General features: G+C 43.7%; 17 protein-coding genes. 12 read left to right on the top strand and 5 right to left on the bottom strand.

The genetic code is table 11. The features are described 5' to 3' along the window. Positions 1 to 134: 134 nt before the first annotated feature. The 7 genes from ADM98_RS11795 to ADM98_RS11765 all read left to right on the top strand — a co-directional run bounded on the left by ADM98_RS11795 (position 135) and on the right by ADM98_RS11765 (position 7,575). The gene (locus tag ADM98_RS11795) at positions 135 to 866 is read left to right on the top strand and encodes an ABC transporter ATP-binding protein (protein WP_053453698.1); all 732 of its coding nucleotides are present in this window, start codon (positions 135 to 137) and stop codon (positions 864 to 866) included. Next, entirely contained in the window at positions 863 to 2,380 is a 1,518-nt protein-coding gene (locus ADM98_RS11790) for an ABC transporter permease/substrate-binding protein (protein ID WP_053453697.1), read from the top strand. Before ADM98_RS11795 ends, ADM98_RS11790 begins: the two co-directional genes overlap by 4 nt. Beyond that, positions 2,377 to 3,249: a diacylglycerol/lipid kinase family protein gene (locus tag ADM98_RS11785; RefSeq protein ID WP_053453696.1), complete on the top strand. Its 873-nt coding sequence runs from the start codon at positions 2,377 to 2,379 to the stop codon at positions 3,247 to 3,249. The genes ADM98_RS11790 and ADM98_RS11785 overlap by 4 nt, the downstream gene beginning before the upstream one ends. Before the next feature lie 171 nt (positions 3,250 to 3,420). Further along, positions 3,421 to 4,764, top strand: a complete 1,344-nt coding sequence (locus ADM98_RS11780) for a sodium-dependent transporter (protein WP_053453695.1) — start codon at positions 3,421 to 3,423, stop codon at positions 4,762 to 4,764. Between the two features lie 256 nt (positions 4,765 to 5,020). Next, positions 5,021 to 5,764, top strand: a complete 744-nt coding sequence (locus ADM98_RS11775; protein WP_053453694.1) for a 5-bromo-4-chloroindolyl phosphate hydrolysis family protein — start codon at positions 5,021 to 5,023, stop codon at positions 5,762 to 5,764. Beyond that, on the top strand, positions 5,751 to 6,959 hold the full coding sequence (locus ADM98_RS11770) for a toxic anion resistance protein (RefSeq protein WP_053453693.1): 1,209 nt from the start codon (positions 5,751 to 5,753) through the stop codon (positions 6,957 to 6,959). The genes ADM98_RS11775 and ADM98_RS11770 overlap by 14 nt, the downstream gene beginning before the upstream one ends. A 49-nt stretch (positions 6,960 to 7,008) precedes the next feature. Continuing rightward, the gene (locus ADM98_RS11765; protein ID WP_053453692.1) at positions 7,009 to 7,575 is read left to right on the top strand and encodes a deoxycytidylate deaminase; all 567 of its coding nucleotides are present in this window, start codon (positions 7,009 to 7,011) and stop codon (positions 7,573 to 7,575) included. A 272-nt stretch (positions 7,576 to 7,847) separates the two neighbouring features. Here ADM98_RS11765 and ADM98_RS11755 read toward each other — a convergent pair whose 3' ends face one another. After that, positions 7,848 to 8,333, bottom strand: a complete 486-nt coding sequence (locus ADM98_RS11755) for a hypothetical protein (protein ID WP_053453690.1) — start codon at positions 8,331 to 8,333, stop codon at positions 7,848 to 7,850. 142 nt (positions 8,334 to 8,475) lie between these two features. Between ADM98_RS11755 and ADM98_RS11750 the strand changes: the two genes are divergently transcribed. Genes ADM98_RS11750 through ADM98_RS11740 form a run of 3 tightly spaced genes read left to right on the top strand, consistent with a single transcriptional unit; the run spans position 8,476 to position 11,031 of the window. Continuing rightward, positions 8,476 to 9,666: an HD domain-containing protein gene (locus ADM98_RS11750; protein WP_053453689.1), complete on the top strand. Its 1,191-nt coding sequence runs from the start codon at positions 8,476 to 8,478 to the stop codon at positions 9,664 to 9,666. Positions 9,667 to 9,677: 11 nt separating this feature from the next. After that, on the top strand, positions 9,678 to 10,637 hold the full coding sequence (locus ADM98_RS11745; protein ID WP_053453688.1) for a CobW family GTP-binding protein: 960 nt from the start codon (positions 9,678 to 9,680) through the stop codon (positions 10,635 to 10,637). Next, complete coding sequence (locus ADM98_RS11740; RefSeq protein WP_053453687.1) at positions 10,630 to 11,031, top strand: reverse transcriptase-like protein; 402 nt, start codon at positions 10,630 to 10,632, stop codon at positions 11,029 to 11,031. Before ADM98_RS11745 ends, ADM98_RS11740 begins: the two co-directional genes overlap by 8 nt. Before the next feature lie 23 nt (positions 11,032 to 11,054). Here ADM98_RS11740 and ADM98_RS11735 read toward each other — a convergent pair whose 3' ends face one another. Continuing rightward, complete coding sequence (locus ADM98_RS11735) at positions 11,055 to 12,359, bottom strand: hemolysin family protein (RefSeq protein ID WP_053453686.1); 1,305 nt, start codon at positions 12,357 to 12,359, stop codon at positions 11,055 to 11,057. A gap of 118 nt (positions 12,360 to 12,477) precedes the next feature. Here ADM98_RS11735 and fumC point away from each other — a divergent pair, with 118 nt between their 5' ends. Both fumC and ADM98_RS11725 read left to right on the top strand, forming a co-directional pair. Then, complete coding sequence (gene fumC, locus ADM98_RS11730) at positions 12,478 to 13,872, top strand: class II fumarate hydratase (RefSeq protein ID WP_053453685.1); 1,395 nt, start codon at positions 12,478 to 12,480, stop codon at positions 13,870 to 13,872. Positions 13,873 to 13,953: 81 nt separating this feature from the next. Continuing rightward, entirely contained in the window at positions 13,954 to 15,471 is a 1,518-nt protein-coding gene (locus ADM98_RS11725; protein ID WP_053453684.1) for a GGDEF domain-containing protein, read from the top strand. Positions 15,472 to 15,523: 52 nt separating this feature from the next. Here ADM98_RS11725 and ADM98_RS11720 read toward each other — a convergent pair whose 3' ends face one another. From ADM98_RS11720 to ADM98_RS11710, 3 genes are read right to left on the bottom strand one after another with little or no spacing between them, the layout of a single operon-like run. Continuing rightward, the gene (locus ADM98_RS11720; RefSeq protein ID WP_053453683.1) at positions 15,524 to 16,000 is read right to left on the bottom strand and encodes a dihydrofolate reductase; all 477 of its coding nucleotides are present in this window, start codon (positions 15,998 to 16,000) and stop codon (positions 15,524 to 15,526) included. After that, positions 15,997 to 16,791, bottom strand: a complete 795-nt coding sequence (locus tag ADM98_RS11715) for a thymidylate synthase (RefSeq protein WP_053453682.1) — start codon at positions 16,789 to 16,791, stop codon at positions 15,997 to 15,999. The genes ADM98_RS11720 and ADM98_RS11715 overlap by 4 nt, the downstream gene beginning before the upstream one ends. Positions 16,792 to 16,839: 48 nt before the next feature. Next, positions 16,840 to 17,457, bottom strand: coding sequence for a hypothetical protein (locus tag ADM98_RS11710; RefSeq protein WP_053453681.1), 618 nt, complete (start codon positions 17,455 to 17,457; stop codon positions 16,840 to 16,842). Positions 17,458 to 17,557: the final 100 nt, after the last annotated feature.

Raw genomic sequence — 17,557 nt, 5'->3', positions numbered from 1 at the left:
TTTGTTTTTCTAAACTGATTTGCATGAATGTAAAATGAGAAAAACAGGATAAGGAGTGGACATAATAGGTTTTAGAATGCTCGAGAAAGGGGAATTTTACAAAGATAATAAACAGGGGAAACGAGGGATGATACGTGATTGAATTTAAGGATGTCGGCAAAACGTATGCAGACGGAACAAAGGCAGTACAACACGTCAACTTCACTGTTGAACAAGGCGAGATTTTTTGCTTGATTGGTCCTTCAGGTTGCGGTAAAACAACGACAATGAAAATGGTTAATCGGTTGATTGATCATACGGAGGGGCAAATTTGGATTGACGGTGAACCGATCATGTCAATTAATGAACATGAACTCCGGCGTCGAATTGGATACGTTTTGCAACAGATTGCCCTATTTCCACACATGACGATTGAGGAAAATGTCAGCGTCGTACCCGAATTATTGAAATGGGACAAACAAAAAGTGACGCGTCGGGTCGAGGAACTATTCAGACTGACAGGGTTGAACACATCGCTTAAGAAAAAATATCCAAGTGAACTATCTGGGGGACAACAACAACGTGTCGGCGTCATGCGCGCACTCGCAGCAGAACAGGACGTCATCTTGATGGATGAACCATTTTCTGCACTTGATCCCATTTCACGGGAACAATTGCAGAATGATTTGTTGCATCTAAACGAAGAGCTTGGAAAAACCATTTTGTTCGTCACGCACGATATGAACGAAGCATTAAAACTGGGCAGTCGCATTTGTCTAATGAATGCTGGAGAGATTGCTTTCATTGGTACGAAAGAAGAAGTACTAGCCAGCAACGATCCATTCGTTCAAGAGTTCATGCGTCAAGTCAGGGGGAGTGTCGAATGAATGGATTGATCGAAACATATCAGGACCGAGAGACGGAATTGCTTCAAGCACTAATTGAGCATATTCAGTTATCCGTTATATCTCTGCTGATCGCATGTGTCATCGCTATTCCACTGGGGATTTATTTATCACGCAACAAACGTCTGAGTGAGTGGTCGATCGGTGTAACCTCTGTCATCCAGACGATTCCATCACTCGCCCTACTCGGTCTGATGATACCACTTGTCGGAATCGGTACAGTTCCGTCCATTATTGCACTTGTCCTATATTCTTTATTACCAATCGTTCGTAATACCTACACGGGTCTTGCCGAAGTCGATCCTTCGATCAAGGAAGCAGCACGAGCTTGTGGGATGACCCCGATGCAAAGTCTTTGGAAAGTCGAACTCCCGTTAGCTTTGCCTGTCATGATGGCGGGCATTCGAACAGCCATGGTATTGATCATTGGTACGGCAACAATTGCTGCCTTGATTGGTGCTGGGGGCTTAGGATCGATCATTCTTCTAGGAATCGATCGAAATGATAACTATCTACTGTTGCTGGGTGCGATTCCAGCAGCACTCCTCGCGCTATTATTTGATGGATTGTTACGTCAAACGGAAGTAGCGACCCGGAAACGGCAAACAGCACGCCTCGTGACGGCAGTCGTCTTGATGGTCGCAATCGTCGCAGCACCATTCGCGTTCGGACGTAGTGAACGACCGGATCTCGTTGTGGCCGGTAAACTTGGTGTAGAACCGGAAATTTTAATGAATATGTATAAGATTGTCATTGAAGATGAGACTGATTTAACCGTTCAAGTCAAACCAAACTTCGGTAAGACGACGTTTGTTTACAAGGCACTTGAGTCAGGAGACATCGATGCATACCCAGAGTTTACAGGAACTGTACTCGCTAGTTTGACGAACGAAAAACCGAAATCAAACGATGCAAAAGAAGTTTATGAACAAGCTAAAGCAGGACTAGAGAAACAACAATTGGCGCTTTTACCGCCAATGAACTATAACAATACGTATGCAGTGGCTGTTCCACGAAAATTAGCAGAACGATATGATTTGAAATCGATTTCTGACTTGAAGCAGGTCGCTAATCAGTTGACGGCTGGATTTACACTAGAGTTCAAAGATCGTCAAGATGGCTATAAAGGAATTCAAGATAAATATGATGTCAATTTCAAGAAAGTCGTCACGATGGAACCGAAATTACGCTATAAAGCAATCGAGTCGGGGGAAATTGATGTCATTGATGCCTACTCGACGGATCCTGAAATCGCTAAATACGATATGGTCGTTTTAAAGGACGATCAACAATTATTCCCGCCATACGAAGGAGCTCCCCTTCTGCGTCAAGAAACGATCGATGAGTATCCAGAAGTAGAACAAGCACTTGAGCAATTATCGGGTAAAATCTCTGATGAAGAAATGTCGAAGATGAATGAAGCTGTCGCATACGGTGGGAAGACGGCGAATGAAGTCGCTCGCGATTATCTGAAGAAAGAAGGCATCATCCAATGAAATTATTACTGATCAGTAATCCGACAGCCGGAACAAATGGTACGGGGTTACTCGGAGAAGTTATCGAACCGTTAAGTACGTTATTCGACGAGATCGTTATTAAAAATACGAGGCAAGCAGGAGATGCGATGCAATTTGCGGAAGAGTCATCCGCGTTTGATGCTGTTGTCGTTATCGGTGGAGATGGAACAGTTTTTGAGACGATTAACGGTGTCGCAAAACTAGACGATCGTCCGATTCTTGGTATCATTCCTGGAGGAACGTGTAACGATTTTGCGCGAACACTTGGCTTACCGATGGCTCCACGGCTTGCTGCAGAAGCGATTGCGATGCAACATGTCGTTCAAGTCGACCTTGGACAAGTCGAAGATAGCTATTTCTTGAACTTCCTTGGTGTTGGTCTTGTCGCAGAAGCATCGATAGGCATTGATACAGAAGAAAAAGCACGTCTTGGTAAGATGGGGTATTATTTATCGACTATCCGATCGAGTTTAGAAGCAAAACCATTCGAATATGAATTGATCTTAGATGAAGGTCGTCATATGACTGGCGAAGCGGTACTGATTCTTGCGGCAAATGGAGAATCACTTGGCGGAATTGAAACGAATTTATCAGATGGAGCGTATAATGACGGGAAGCTTGATTTAGTCATCGTTGATGAAGTAAATCTAACGACGATTCGCGATGTCATCCTTCAAAAAATTGGTCTTGCTAATGATCCGTCCTTTACGCACATTTTGACAAGCGGTTTTCAGTTAAAGACGAAAAATGCAAAAGTAATTGATACAGATGGTGAAAAAGCGATTCATACACCAATTACTGTTAAAGTGCTACCGGAATACCTTCGAATGTACGGAGGCATACAATAATAAAATATGAATGAAGAGAAGGTCGTTGTAAAAAATGATCTTCTTTTTATATGTTTCATTACATATATGCGGTTATGCTTTGACGCTTTAAAGAAAATATCCGATAAAGGATGACTTTCACAGATTCTTTCTGTACAATGAAAAAGTATTTTGAAAAGGAGGTGGAGCACCATGAAAGGAAACGCATGGGCTTCAAAAGTTGGATTTATTTTAGCAGCAGCGGGATCCGCCATTGGTCTGGGGGCCATCTGGAAATTTCCGTACACGACTGGGACAAACGGAGGCGGCGCCTTTTTACTCTTGTTCCTCGTGTTTACCTTACTACTTGGACTGCCTGTCTTGATTGCCGAATTTTTAATCGGTCGAACGAGCGGGAAAACGGCGCTTCGAGCATTCTCGGCGCTTGGTCATAAGAAATTCACGTTTATTGGTGTCCTTGGTGTCATCGCATGTTTCTTGTTGCTCTCTTTCTACAGCGTAATCGGTGGATGGGTCTTGATTTACACGATCCTTGGCTTTACTGGTCGCTTAACAACGATGGACAGTGGTGCGCTTGGTGAACTGTTTGGTACGATTTCAGCCTCACCGATGTATGTCATTTCAGGACAATTGATTTTCCTCGCATTGACATGTTGGATCGTATTACGTGGGGTTCAATCTGGTATTGAAAAAATGAGTAAAATCATGATGCCCTTATTATTCGTTTGTTTCATTGTTCTCGTTGTCCGCTCTTTGACACTCGATGGGGCAATGGAAGGTGTTAAATTCTTCATACAGCCTGATTTCTCGGTCTTGAATCGAACATCAGTGCTTAGTGCGCTCGGTCAAGCATTCTTCTCACTATCGCTCGGTGTTTCAGCGATGCTAACGTATGCTTCCTATATGAAAGAACGTGGAGAGATCAATCGTTCTGCAGCTTGGATCGTTACAATGAACGTTGCTGTCTCGTTACTTGCAGGATTTGCGATTTTCCCAGCTGTTTTTGCTTCAGGTCTTGATCCAGCAGAAGGACCGGCGTTACTCTTTATCGTCTTACCAACCGTCTTCAGTCAAATTCAGTTTGGCTCGGTCTTCTTGACGTTGTTCTTCCTTTTATTCGCTTTCGCTTCGATTACTTCATCGATTGCGATGCTTGAAGTCGTTGTTGCTTCCTTAACGGATCGTAAAGAAAACGCGACGATGCGTGATAAAAAGCGGACAACATGGCTTGCAACGCTAGCAATCGCCATTGTCGGCATTCCGTCTGCACTCTCATTCGGAATCTTAGGTGATACTCAATTCATGGGGAAAACGTTCTTTGACAGCGTCGATTTCCTTGTCTCGAATATTTTGATGCCAATCGGTGCATTATTAATTTCTATTTTTGCCGGTTATAAGTTAGACCGTGCACTTGTCGAGCAAGAATTGGTGACTAGTCCAATGATGAAGAAAATGGTCCCAATCTGGCGAGTTAGTGTCTGTTACTTGAGTCCAATCGCGATTCTCATTATTCTTGTCTGGCCATTGTTTGGATAACAAATGTATTCTTCTCCATAAGGTAGTCGACCAATACAGTCGACTACCTTATTTGTTATGAAGTAATACAAAGAAGGAAAGAACGAATAGTTCATTCTTCGGTCGGATGTCATTCCTTAAAAAGTATGGTGAAATATAAATACATGAGGCATAACATTTCGCAAAAACGGGAAACTTTTTGTTAGACCGTACGTAATGTTAAAATAAAGACACGTAAACCTGATAGAAGAATCAGCAAGAAGGAAGAGGGGATGACATGAAGTCTTCATGGTGGATATTTGGTTCCATCGGTATGATGTTCGTATTTCTACAATTAGCCGATACGTTCAACTTCTCGGGAATCTTCATCGCTCTTGGTTTGTGGTTCATTTGGAGCGGTTACCGGACAAAACCAGGTCGACGATATCGGACAGAACGGAAGTCGACTGAAATCAAGCGAAAAAACGTGAAAAAGAAATTACTTCTTGACGATGAAGAGGAATTCGTTGGAAGTGTCATTTTAAAACCAGAACGGGCGACGCGTCGTTTTGAAGAGACGGATGACTTGGAGCTTCAAGTATTACAACGGACAATTGAAGAAGGATTTGCGAAAATCCAAACGTACGATCAAATCGTTCCGTCCATTCGAGATAGTGAAATCAGAAGTGAGATGCGAATCGTATCGCGTGAAGCGCATGTGTTGTTCGAGGAGTTGTATGAAAGTCCACGCGATGTCAAAAAAGTTCGGGACTTCTTTACATTCTACCTGGATTCCTTATTGTCGATTTCAGAAAAATATGCCGATTTGGAACGCCGGGGTGCACAAGTTCAATTGGATACGAAAAATCAGTTGATTTCGAACTTGAAGATGATTGGTCAAAAGTTGAAACAACAACAAACCTTGTTGCTTGAAGGGGATACCGTTGATTTAGAACGGGAACTTTTGACGATTGAAAAGGTGCTGACGCAAGAGACTGAACAACGAAAACAGGAGGAGAGTTACCGACATGACCCATTCTGATAAAGATACATGGCAACAATGGCCTGATGAGCAAGATCAACCGACGATTTCTGATCCGTCGGTCGATCTGAACGTAGCAGAGACACCACCTAAAATGCCGGTGCGACCGGTTGAAGAGATGATTCCTTCAGATGTTCCGTCAGAACAACGACAAAAGATTGAACGTCTACTGCAGGTGATTGATCTTCAGAAAACGGATGCCGTCATGCAGTTTGGGGCGCCTGTCCAACGTGAGTTATCCCAATTCTCTGATCAAGTCTTAAGTGAAGTGAAGATGAAGGATGGCGGCGAAGCAGGGAAATTGTTGAGTGATTTAATGCAACGTGTCCGCCAAATGGATCCAGACACGCTCCAAGAAAAAAAGAGTTTCTGGTCGAACGTACCGGTCATTGGTCGGGCGAAGAAAAAAGCGGAGACGTACTTCTTACAATACGAGAAGATGAGTGCGTATCTGGAAGAAGTCGTACACAATCTAGATCGTTCGAAGTTCGGATTGATGAAGGACATCACATTACTTGATCAAATGTACCAAAAGAATAAGCGTTATTTCGAAGAATTGAACGTTTATATTGCTGCTGGGGAAACAAAAATTGCTCACGTTCGTCAACATGAGATCGAACCTCTACGAACGGAAGTTGAAGTATCGCGGGATCAGACAAAATTACAAGAATTGAATGACTTGATTCAATTAACCGATCGTTTTGAAAAGAAAATCCATGACCTAAAATTGTCACGCACGATCAGTCTTCAAATGGCGCCGCAAATTCGAGTCATTCAGCAAAATAATCAAATTTTAGCAGAAAAGATCGAATCAGCGGTCGTCAATACGATTCCACTGTGGAAGAACCAAGTGGTCCTATCCTTAAGCTTGTCACGTCAAAAGGCAGCTCTTGAAATGCAAAAGGATGTCACCAATACAACGAATCAATTACTTGAGCAAAATTCGAAGTTGCTAAAGGAATCGTCTATCGAGATTGCTGAAGAAAACGAAAAAGGCATCGTATCTGTTGAGTCATTAAAGGTTGCACATCAAAACTTGATCGAGACACTTGATGAGACATTACGTATCCAACAAGAAGGAAAACAGAAGCGTCGTGACGCAGAGCATGAACTTGAGCGAATGGAGAACGAATTGAAACAAAAAGTCATCGAAGTCGCTTCAAAAAGTAGAGAACTACCGAATCGACCATACTAAGGAACACGAGTTTTCGTGTTCCTTTCCTTCATGAAAGGAAGGATTAGGAATGAAAAGCGAAGAGAAGCAGTTGAAGTGGGATACGACGTGGTTATTATTTGCACGGATGATGGCAGATCGTCATTCTAAATGTGCATCCAAGTCTGTTGCTTGTGTCATCGTCAAAGATGAGAAACCGATTTCGATTGGGATAAACGGAACACCCAGTCAACATGTGAATTGTAATGAAATCTACTTAAAGCAAGATGGTATTCTCTATACATCACGACCTGATCACCCGATTAGTGAAGAGTCGATGGAACGAGATGGTGTTCAGTTTTATCGTTGTGAAAATCAAGAGGAACATCATGAATGGTCGAAACAGCATGAAATTCATGCCGAAATCAATGCACTCGGCAAACTAGCAGCCGACTCGACGAGTGCGCGACATGCGACAGCTTACGTCACACATAGTCCATGTCACGCGTGCAGTTTAGCGCTGATTGCCTCGAAAATCGATCGTGTCGTCTATTCAACAGGATATGAATATGGGGACGGATTGAACCTGATGCGTCAAAGTGGAATCGAAGTCATCCACTTGCCAATCGCAAACGAATATTTTCTTGAAAAAATTTAACGAAAAAGGGTTGTAAACGCTTCCATTGCATTGTATGATGAAATCAAGCATTGCCATGGTAATTATTCACTCTTCCATTCGGACTGATTTTCAATCGAAAATCGGTCCACTTTTTTTTTAGAAAAGAATTGACAGCGCTTGAATAGTTTGTCATGATGACTATAGAATATGACGAAGCGGAACGCCGCATTTTCATACAAAACCAATCAAGGAGCTGGAATGCCAGGTCGTTGAATAAAAAATCCTGACTCATGCGAGTCAGGATTTTTTTGTTATGGATGTACAAGTGTCGCTTCCTTAAGACGCTTAGCACGGATTGCACATTTTGTGGCGACCGCGCCTGCGAGAATCGTCAAGAACCGTTGACAGAGAATGTCTGGTTGCGACTGATGTAAAAACAATTGATGCAAAACTCGATTAAAAGCAGCATCAAGAGAAGACAAATGCCGTTTAATGGCAGTCGGCGACATATCTTGAATCTCTTCTGCCTGATAGCCCGCATCACTTTGAAACGCAGAGAGGATGAGTAATTCTGTTTGTACATCAGCCAGCGTTAGTCCTTGCTCTTGCACAAGGTGACAAGCTTCACGTAATTCATGGATCAACAATTGCTCGAGTGCATATGACGTTTGCATTTGATACGGATCGTACAATTGAACAGCTTGCCGAATTTGATCGCGTGTCACGATTTCTGTTGCATCCCATTGATCGAGTGTGGCGACAGCTTCACTGTATAAATGAGTAAGTGGTCGAATCATCTTTTCTCCTCCTTTAGGCAATAAAGTAGACTTCCAATTTCATCATAATTCATTTAGAAAACGCTTACAATATCTGTTTAATAGTAGTCGTGATGAAATCGTGTCTGCTATGATATGAATGAAGAAAAAGGAGTGAGACGATGTGATTCAATTATTTAAGGCACTTCCAGAAGTGACAATGCCTCCTTATGAAAATGATGCTTTTTCTATCCACCATTCGGATCAACCGATTGGGCTTTCGATGGATACACTTGCACCCGGTGAACGAGTTGAAGAGGTCTTACTTGTTGCCTCTGGTGAAATCCGTACTGGTCAAACTGGGCGAGAATGGTTACAATTCACGTTCAACTCACCAGCAGGATCTTGCAAGGGAAAACAATGGATCAATCAAGGAACAGCAGAAGAAGCACTCCGTCCGTATCTCGAGACACGAATCGTTCGAGTCGAGGCGAAGGTAGAGGAATATCCACCGCAATCGGGCAATAAATCGTTGACGGTTCAGCGTGTCACACCAATCCACGATGCATCACCGACACAGTTCTTGCCCCAGTTACCGGCAGATGAGTCGCTTGAAACATACCGCGATCAATTGCTTGGATTAGTCGGTCAGCTTGATTCTCCTTATCAAGAGATTGCGCTTTCGATATTGCGGCAGTACTGGACGGACTTCTCAACACGACCGGCTGCTCTTTTTCATCACCATGCCTATATTGGTGGACTACTCAAACATACAGCTTGTATGATGACGATCGGTCGAGGTATTTGCGACAGTGAACAACCCTACTTGACGCTTCTCAAATGTATCCAAGAAGCAGAAGCTGATCATAAAAATGAACTATTCCAAGCGGGCGAACGTGAGATACGCCAATTTTCTTGGGATGACAGTTTTGATGCGCTCTATCAAGCTGCAAAAGGTATTGCCCTGTTAGACCAACGTCCAAACCCAAATGAATTATTACTCGGTATTTTACTGCATGACATCGGAAAACTATGGGAGTATACACATGCAGGGGCTTCGGAAGATCGTTTTTCAAGACTATTGCAGGTGACGGAAGAAGAAGAAGAAGTGGCAGGCATTGCACTTGATCCAGATGGTGTATTGATCGGCCATATGCCATACGGATGCTTCGTGCTCGAGCAAACGCTTCGACTAGAAGATATTCGATTAACGCGTGCGGTCTATCATCGTCTCATGCATATGGTATTATCACATCATGGTAAACGCGAGTGGGGATCAAGTGTTACACCACAAACGACAGACGCTTGGTATCTCCATGCGATTGATCTGCTCGATGCACGAAAAGAAAAATGGCGTCAGCAACAAGGACGCTAAGGAGTGAAATCATGCAAGACAAAATACGTACGACCGTCATCACTGGTTTTTTAGGTGCCGGTAAAACCACGTTACTCAATCATCTCGTCTCTCAACCAACTGAAAAGTTTGCCTTACTCGTTAACGAAGTAGGTTCCGTTCATATTGATGAAGCGTTGATCGAGCGTAGTGATGAAGAGATGATTGAACTGACGAATGGTTGCATTTGTTGTTCGATTCGAGGCGATTTACGGGATGCTTTACTTCGGATTGCCAAACGCCGTCGAGATGGCGAACTATCGTTTGATCGCTTATTGATTGAGACGACAGGTGTTGCTGATCCAGGACCGATTCTGCAGACATTCTATTTTGAACCAGCCGTTGAACAGTTTTATCAAATTTCAAGTGTCGTTACGGTCATTGATGCGTACCATTTGGAACGTCAATTGAGGTTCCAGGAAAACGTGAAACAAATCGGATTTGCAGATGTCCTTCTTTTGAACAAAATCGATTTAGTCAATGCGTCGGATCGCGAAACATTGATTGCTTTGCTACGCGAACGCAATCCTTCAGCAGCTATTATCGAGACGGAACTAGGACAAGTTGAATCTAGTCAATTGTTTGAAACGTTCCACTTTCCAAAAGAAGAACAAGTACGGCTCAGTCAGCAAACGGATCAGCTCCATCAGTCAGTCGAAGATTTCACGGCACTGACGATTGTCGAAGAACGACCGTTGAATCGAAATCGATTTGGGATGGTCCTGCGTGAAGTTTTAGAAGCGTATGCAGAAGATCTCTATCGGTATAAAGGGATCATCCATTTTTCAGATACGGAACGAAAAGTCATTCTTCAAGGAACGGGAATGATTTACGGAACAGCCATCCGAGAACCGTTCAGTGAACAACCAAAGACGACGCTCGTCTTCATTGGTAAAGGACTGGATGAACAGGCGATACGAAAAGGAATCGAGGCGGCAATTGAACATGGTTGAACTTTATTTTGACGGCACGGTCCGTCCCTCAAACGACGAAGCGGCGGTGGGGCTCTTTAGTAAAAATTCCGAGGGCGAAGTCACGGAGAAAATGTATCAAATCCAAGCAATCAATAATCATGAAGCAGAATTCATCGCTTTTGCAAAAGCAGTTGAGTGGGCACATGAACTCATCACACAAGGAGAAAGCGTCATCTCGTTTCGGACCGATTCAGAAGCGGTTGCACTTGCAGTCGAACGCGAATTCGTCAAGAACAAACGAACACAGACGATCTTTGATCCTGCCTTTGAGCGCTACCAACTTTTACCGCTTGCATTCGTGAAGTGGATTCCGCGATCCGAGAATAAGGCAGATCGTGTAGCACGCGAGGCGTTACGCTTGTATGAAGTCTAATGCACACTGAAACACCCCTATCATCACGGTAGGGGTGTTTGTTCATGTTCAATTCGTTCAATAAGGATTTGATCGACGCGACGTCCATCTAAGTCAACAACTTCAAATCGATACGGACCAATCTCGACAGTACTACCGCGAGAAGGTACATCGCCTAGCGTATACAAAATTAAGCCGGCAACCGTATGATAAGCATTTAACTGTTCACCTGGTAGATCCTCTGTATAACCAAGCGTTCGCTTTAAATCATCGATATGCAATAATCCATCCGCAAGAAAGGATCCATCCTTACGCATGACGAGTTCCGGTTCTTCTTCGACGCTCGAAATCTCACCGACGAATGCTTCGAGGATGTCGAATAAAGTGATCATACCGAGAAAACCACCGTACTCATCTAAAACGAAAGCAATCGATACCGTCTCTTTTCGCATCCGCTCAAGCAAAACCGTTGCTTTCAATTGACGCGGCACGATGAGTGGGGATTGAATCAGTCGTTCAAGTTCTTGAACAGGTTGTTCCGTCGATAGGACTTCTTTCGCATCGATGAAGCCGACGAAGTGATCCAAGTCGCTATGACCAACAGGTAAGTTACGATGTCGCGCTTCCTTTAGTTCGCGTAAAATCGTATCAGGATCATCGGCTAAATCAATCCATTCGGTAACCGTCCGTGGCTCCATCAGTTCGTAAGCGTATAAATCATGGAAATCAAAGACACGAGAGACTTGCTCGGCTTCCGAGCGATTAAACGTGCCTTCTTGAGTACCACGGATCAGTAATTGGCGGACTTCATCTTCTGTTTCGTCCTCCGTTTGCAATCGATCGAGACCAATCAAGCGGAAGATCGAGCTGGTTGATTTACTGAGGACCCAGATGAATGGCCGGAGAATGATTGAGAAAAAGCGCATCGGTGGGGCAAGCCACATCGTTACTCGTTCAGGACTGACGAGCGCAATCCGTTTTGGAACAAGTTCACCAATGACGAGGGATATATAAGTGATGACCGTCACAACAAGAATATAACCAATCGTACTAGCGTAAGGGGCAATCCATCCAAATTGGGCGAGCCAATTGATGACCGGACCTGAGAGAGCAGCACCACCAAAGGCACCGTTAATGATTCCGATCAATGTGATGCCGACTTGTACAGTCGATAGCAGATCAGTTGGTCGATCGAGTAGTTCTAACGCAACATGGGCTGACTTTTTACCATCATTCGCTGCTTTTTCTAATTTTGACCGTTTTGAAGACAGCAAAGCGAGTTCGGTCATCGCAAACACTCCGTTTGCTAGAATTAATAGTAAGACAATCATTAAATTGATCAACCACATGAAATCTTCACTCCTTTTTTCGATAATAAACTATTCCCCAAAACTGTCTCTCTCATTCCCATTCTATCTGCTTTTGCGGTAAACTATAGGAGAAGTAATCAAAAGGGGGAATTTGTTTATGGAATACCGTCTAGAACGTGACACGATGGGGGAAATTCGTGTACCGGAAGCGCAAGAATGGGGCGCTCAAACACAACGTAGTTTGGAAAACTTTAAAATCGGAACCGAAAAAATGCCGATTGAAGTCATTCGTGCCTTCGCAGTCCTGAAAAAGGGAGCAGCACTCGCGAATCGTGACTTAGGCGTACTCGAGGCGGAAAAGGCTGGTGTCATTGCTGAAGTTTGTGACGAAATCATCGCGGGGAAATTTGATGATGAGTTTCCACTTGTCGTTTGGCAAACAGGTTCAGGAACACAATCTAATATGAACGTCAATGAAGTGATCGCTCGGGTCGCGACACGAAAACTAAAAGAACAAGGTAGTGAAACGACGATCCATCCGAATGATGACGTTAACAAATCACAAAGTTCAAACGATACATATCCGACAGCGATGCATTTAGCAGCGAAGACGGTATTACTGGAATCATTGTTCCCAGCGATCGATGCGCTTCACGCGACACTGGATGAAAAAGCAAAGGCCTTTGCTGATATTGTCAAGATTGGACGGACGCATTTACAAGATGCAACTCCAATTACACTCGGTCAAGAAATCAGTGGATGGGTACGGATGCTTGAGCTCTCAAAGCAGATGGTCGAACGGACGCTTGATCCCTTAACGGAACTCGCAATCGGTGGTACAGCAGTTGGAACTGGCATCAATGCTCATCCCGAGTTTGGTGATTTGGCAGCGAAAAAGATGAGCGAAGAAACTGGCTTTGCGTTTACGAGTGCGGAAAATAAATTCCACGCCTTAACGAGCCACGATCAACTCGTCTTTACGCACGGTGCCGTCAAAGCACTAGCAATGGATGCGATGAAGATTGCGAATGACGTTCGTTGGCTTGCGTCAGGTCCGCGAGCGGGAATTGGTGAGATCACGATTCCAGAAAACGAACCAGGTAGTTCAATCATGCCAGGGAAAGTCAACCCGACTCAAAGTGAAGCGTTGACAATGGTGGCAGCACAAGTTCTTGGTAATGATGCAACGATTGGTTTCGCTGCGAGCCAAGGAAACTTTGAACTAAACGTCTTCAAACCGGTAATTATGTATAACTTCATTCAGTCTGTTCGTTTACTGACAGATGCCTTGCATTCCTTTAATGACCATTGTGCGATCGGAATTGAGCCAGAGCAATCGGTCATCGCTGAGAACGTCGAACGTTCGCTTATGCTCGTGACAGCACTCAATCCGCACATCGGATATGAGAATGCAGCGAAAATTGCGAAAGCAGCGCATAAGTCGGGCTCTACATTAAAAGAGGCGGCACTTGCTACAGGTCTTTTAACAGAAGAACAATATGATCAATGGATCGTACCAGCAGATATGGTCCGTCCAAATCTAAAAGCGTGAGTTGAAAAAGCGGGGGAATGCCCTCGCTTTCTCTTTATCCGAGGAATGTTCTTCGGATGTATAGAAAGAGAGGGGATTTTCATGGAACGGGGTCGAAAGCGGACAGAAAAACAACTTCAACAAACCATTATCATGGTGGAGACGTTACTTCGGATGTCAACCGTACCGCGGACAGAATTACTAGCATTAGCAAGCTGGATGGAAGGACTCGGTAGAGACGAACTCTTCAAAGGACTTGCCGATCAAGTGAGTCGAGAAAAAGTTACTTGGGAGCAAATGAATGCGGTCATTTCGCAGCCGGTCGTCAAAGAATTACTACAACCCATCGTCGATCAGTTATCGGAACGCTCACGTGCGAATCGAATTCGGAAGGAATTAGTCGTCACCGTGACGAAACGATTCCTTGAGAATATCAAATGGAAAAAGTCGCTCGAACAGGCACGCTATATGTCACGGTTTTTCAGTTCGATCGAAGACACCTTATCGATTTCTCATGATATTGCGATGGATGCTGTCATTATCGACCATGCATGTATCGTGGATTCGTTAGAACTGTTCCAAAAGTTCATCAAGCAAATGGAATCTGCATTCGTTCCAGTCATCATCGTCGGTCCGAATCGGTCGGAAATTCGTCAGATCAGTTATGAGATGGGGGCAGATGACTACTGGGACGAAACAGTGACGAACGAAGAACGACATGTTCGCTTGGCAAGACTTTTACGAAAACTGCGAATTGTATCGTCGACGATCTTAGTGGATGAGTTGACGGGTGCTTATAACCGGAAATACCTTCAAAATGCTTTTGACCGTCGCCTAGCACGTCTAGAGCGTGAACAGCGGACATTTGGGCTAGCGATTTTTGACATCGATCATTTTAAGCGTATCAATGATTTACATGGACATCCGACGGGGGATGTGGTCCTTTCAGAACTAGCTACCGTCGTTCAACAAGCTGCTCGACTGGATGACGAATTCATTCGTTTTGGTGGTGAGGAGTTCATCTTGTTGTTTTCAGCAGAAACATTATCTCAAGCCGTTGCGAGTATGAATAAAATACGCGAGCGTGTCGAGCGCCATATCTTTGCGAATGGATTAAAAGTGACTGTTTCGATTGGTCTATCCTTTTCTTTTGATGTTCATACATCACTTGCTCAGTCAACTGCAGAGGCAGATGAAGCTTTATATCAAGCGAAACGTAACGGACGTAATCAGGTGATTTCCTATTCTACTGCAATATCTATCGAAAAATCATCGGTTTATATTCGAGTGGAGGAGAGGCTACTCAAACAGTTACATACACTTGATATGCCAAATCATCCGAAATACCACATTGAAGTGATTCCGTTAGCTGATCAACGGAAGACACCATTACAATTAGTGATTCTTTCGCTCGCTGAGTTAGCAACAGAGAACTTTTGTCGTTTAGAAGAGTGGAAACAGCAACGTGAGTCGATCATTGACGTTTTAGTCGTTACGGATCAAGAAGACGATTGTCTAGCAGATGCATTATCTCGCGGTGCTACAGACTATATTATGACTGCTAACTTAGAGTCCGATATGGAGGAATGGATTGTAGAATGGATCATGCAAATTCCGTAAAAAAACCAGCCACGCAGTTCCGGTATTCGGAACAATGTGGCTGGTTTTTTAGTTACTGATCGTATCGACGAATGATGAACGGGTAATCGTTTCCCTCGACGGCGTCATAACGTGTTTCAGAAGTGATCTGAAAGGAAGACGGGATCTCAGGATAATGAACGTCTCCAGAAAGAACCGCATCAATTTCGGTTACGTACAGACGTCGAATAAGAGGAAGTGTTTGAGCGAACAATTCTCCTCCACCAATCAAAAAGACTTCTTCTTCTGAATCGACATACGGTTGTAAAGCGGATAGATCATGCCAAATCGTGACGCCTTCTGCTACAAACGTTTGATCGCGCGTTATGACAATGTTCTCTCGACCGGGCAACGGACGTCCAATTGATTCGAACGTCTTTCGTCCCATGATGATCGGTTTGCCAATCGTCGTACGCTTGAAGTGTGCCAAATCAGCTGGAAGATGCCAAGGCATCGCATTGTCACGACCGATGACACGGTTTTTTGTATACGCTACGATATGTGTAATCATACAGCTACCACACCTTTGATATGCGGATCTGGATCATAGCCTTCAATGATGATGTCTTTGAAGCGGAAGTCTTCGATTCGCTCGACTGTTCGAGCGAAACGTAAAGTCGGTAATTTTTTTGGTGTACGCGTCAACTGAAGATTGACTTGTTCAATATGATTTGAATAGATATGAGCATCACCAAGCGTATGAACGAAGTCACCGACTTCAAGACCGCAGACATGAGCAATCATATGTGTCAGTAAGGCATAAGATGCAATATTAAATGGTACACCAAGGAAAACGTCAGCTGAGCGTTGATACAGCTGACACGATAGTTTTCCATCAGCTACATAAAACTGGAATAAGAGATGACATGGAGGTAAAGCCATCTCATCGACTTGACCAGGATTCCAAGCGCTGACAACCAAGCGACGGGAATCTGGGTTTGTTTTAATTTGTTCGATGACTTGTGCGAGTTGATCGACCGTCGTACCGTCAGGACGTGGGAAAGAGCGCCACTGTGCCCCGTAAACAGGACCCAAGTCTCCATTCTCATCTGCCCATTCGTTCCAAATACGCACACCATTTTCTTGTAAATAACGAATATTCGTATCGCCAGAGATGAACCAGATCAACTCATGGATGATCGACTTCATATGTAACTTTTTCGTCGTAATGAGCGGAAAGCCATCTTGAAGGGAGAAGCGCATTTGATGACCAAATACGCTGAGTGTTCCCGTTCCCGTCCGGTCTTCTTTTTTTGTTCCGTGTTCCAAAATGTGTTCGCAAAGTGCATGATATTGTTCCATCGGATGACAGCTCCTTTTAAAAAAATCCAAACTTCATTGTACCATAAATTAAGATTTCGAGGATGCCGGCAAATGTTTTGCAAATAGGTAACGGAATAAGCCGAAGAGAGGAATTACGTCCTGCCATTGCAACGTTTGTGCATTGCGCAGACGTATTCTTCTTAACAGATAGACTTGAAGAATATAGAACAATAATAGATCGACGGTCATCGTCCGGACGAATTGATTGGTTTTAAAATACGTAAGGAAAATACTCCAATCGGACCGAGCGAGGGCAATCCAAAGCAATAAAGTCGTCACGACACTGAGTAATGCTACGACGGTCGGAATCCAGCCTCGACGACGAAAAGGGAGAAATGTTTTTCTTGGAATAGCGAGTGCAACGTAAGGCATTAATACGAAAGCACCTAAAAAGAACGACCCGATGCTTGCAACGAGCGGGCCAGGACGCATGAATCGCTTTTCATCTAAGAATAATAAAAAGAAAGCGAATGGGTAGACACCGAGTAAGGAAAATAAACTTAAAACGGATGTATCAAACTGACTTTGGTCAAATCGTAAAAAAGAAATCAAAAACCCTTCCGGAAAAACACGGTTATTTCCAAATAACAAAATGAATACAATAGCAACTGCCCACACTAGGAAAAGTAAATACCGACGATACATTCGTCCACACTCCTTTCTCATACTTTTCTTTCCCGTCAACATGACGTTCATAAACACAGGTAGTTTATATTTCATGATACCAAATAAGTTTCAATTCTCG

This window comes from Exiguobacterium sp. BMC-KP (genome assembly GCF_001275385.1).
In the GTDB taxonomy this organism is placed as follows: Bacteria; Bacillota; Bacilli; order Exiguobacteriales; family Exiguobacteriaceae; genus Exiguobacterium_A.
Note: the sequence above shows the minus strand (reverse complement) of the source record. Positions and strands in the feature narration are given on the sequence as shown.

Coding starts and splice junctions, on each gene's coding strand:
- ADM98_RS11780 (WP_053453695.1), top strand. CDS start 3,421: ATGAAAGGAAACGCATGGGCTTCAAAAGTTGGATTTATTTTAGCAGCA.
- ADM98_RS11775 (WP_053453694.1), top strand. CDS start 5,021: ATGAAGTCTTCATGGTGGATATTTGGTTCCATCGGTATGATGTTCGTA.
- fumC (WP_053453685.1), top strand. CDS start 12,478: ATGGAATACCGTCTAGAACGTGACACGATGGGGGAAATTCGTGTACCG.
- ADM98_RS11790 (WP_053453697.1), top strand. CDS start 863: ATGAATGGATTGATCGAAACATATCAGGACCGAGAGACGGAATTGCTT.
- ADM98_RS11755 (WP_053453690.1), bottom strand. CDS start 8,333: ATGATTCGACCACTTACTCATTTATACAGTGAAGCTGTCGCCACACTC.
- ADM98_RS11770 (WP_053453693.1), top strand. CDS start 5,751: ATGACCCATTCTGATAAAGATACATGGCAACAATGGCCTGATGAGCAA.
- ADM98_RS11740 (WP_053453687.1), top strand. CDS start 10,630: ATGGTTGAACTTTATTTTGACGGCACGGTCCGTCCCTCAAACGACGAA.
- ADM98_RS11725 (WP_053453684.1), top strand. CDS start 13,954: ATGGAACGGGGTCGAAAGCGGACAGAAAAACAACTTCAACAAACCATT.
- ADM98_RS11785 (WP_053453696.1), top strand. CDS start 2,377: ATGAAATTATTACTGATCAGTAATCCGACAGCCGGAACAAATGGTACG.
- ADM98_RS11720 (WP_053453683.1), bottom strand. CDS start 16,000: ATGATTACACATATCGTAGCGTATACAAAAAACCGTGTCATCGGTCGT.
- ADM98_RS11745 (WP_053453688.1), top strand. CDS start 9,678: ATGCAAGACAAAATACGTACGACCGTCATCACTGGTTTTTTAGGTGCC.
- ADM98_RS11735 (WP_053453686.1), bottom strand. CDS start 12,359: ATGTGGTTGATCAATTTAATGATTGTCTTACTATTAATTCTAGCAAAC.
- ADM98_RS11710 (WP_053453681.1), bottom strand. CDS start 17,457: ATGTATCGTCGGTATTTACTTTTCCTAGTGTGGGCAGTTGCTATTGTA.
- ADM98_RS11765 (WP_053453692.1), top strand. CDS start 7,009: ATGAAAAGCGAAGAGAAGCAGTTGAAGTGGGATACGACGTGGTTATTA.
- ADM98_RS11715 (WP_053453682.1), bottom strand. CDS start 16,791: ATGGAACAATATCATGCACTTTGCGAACACATTTTGGAACACGGAACA.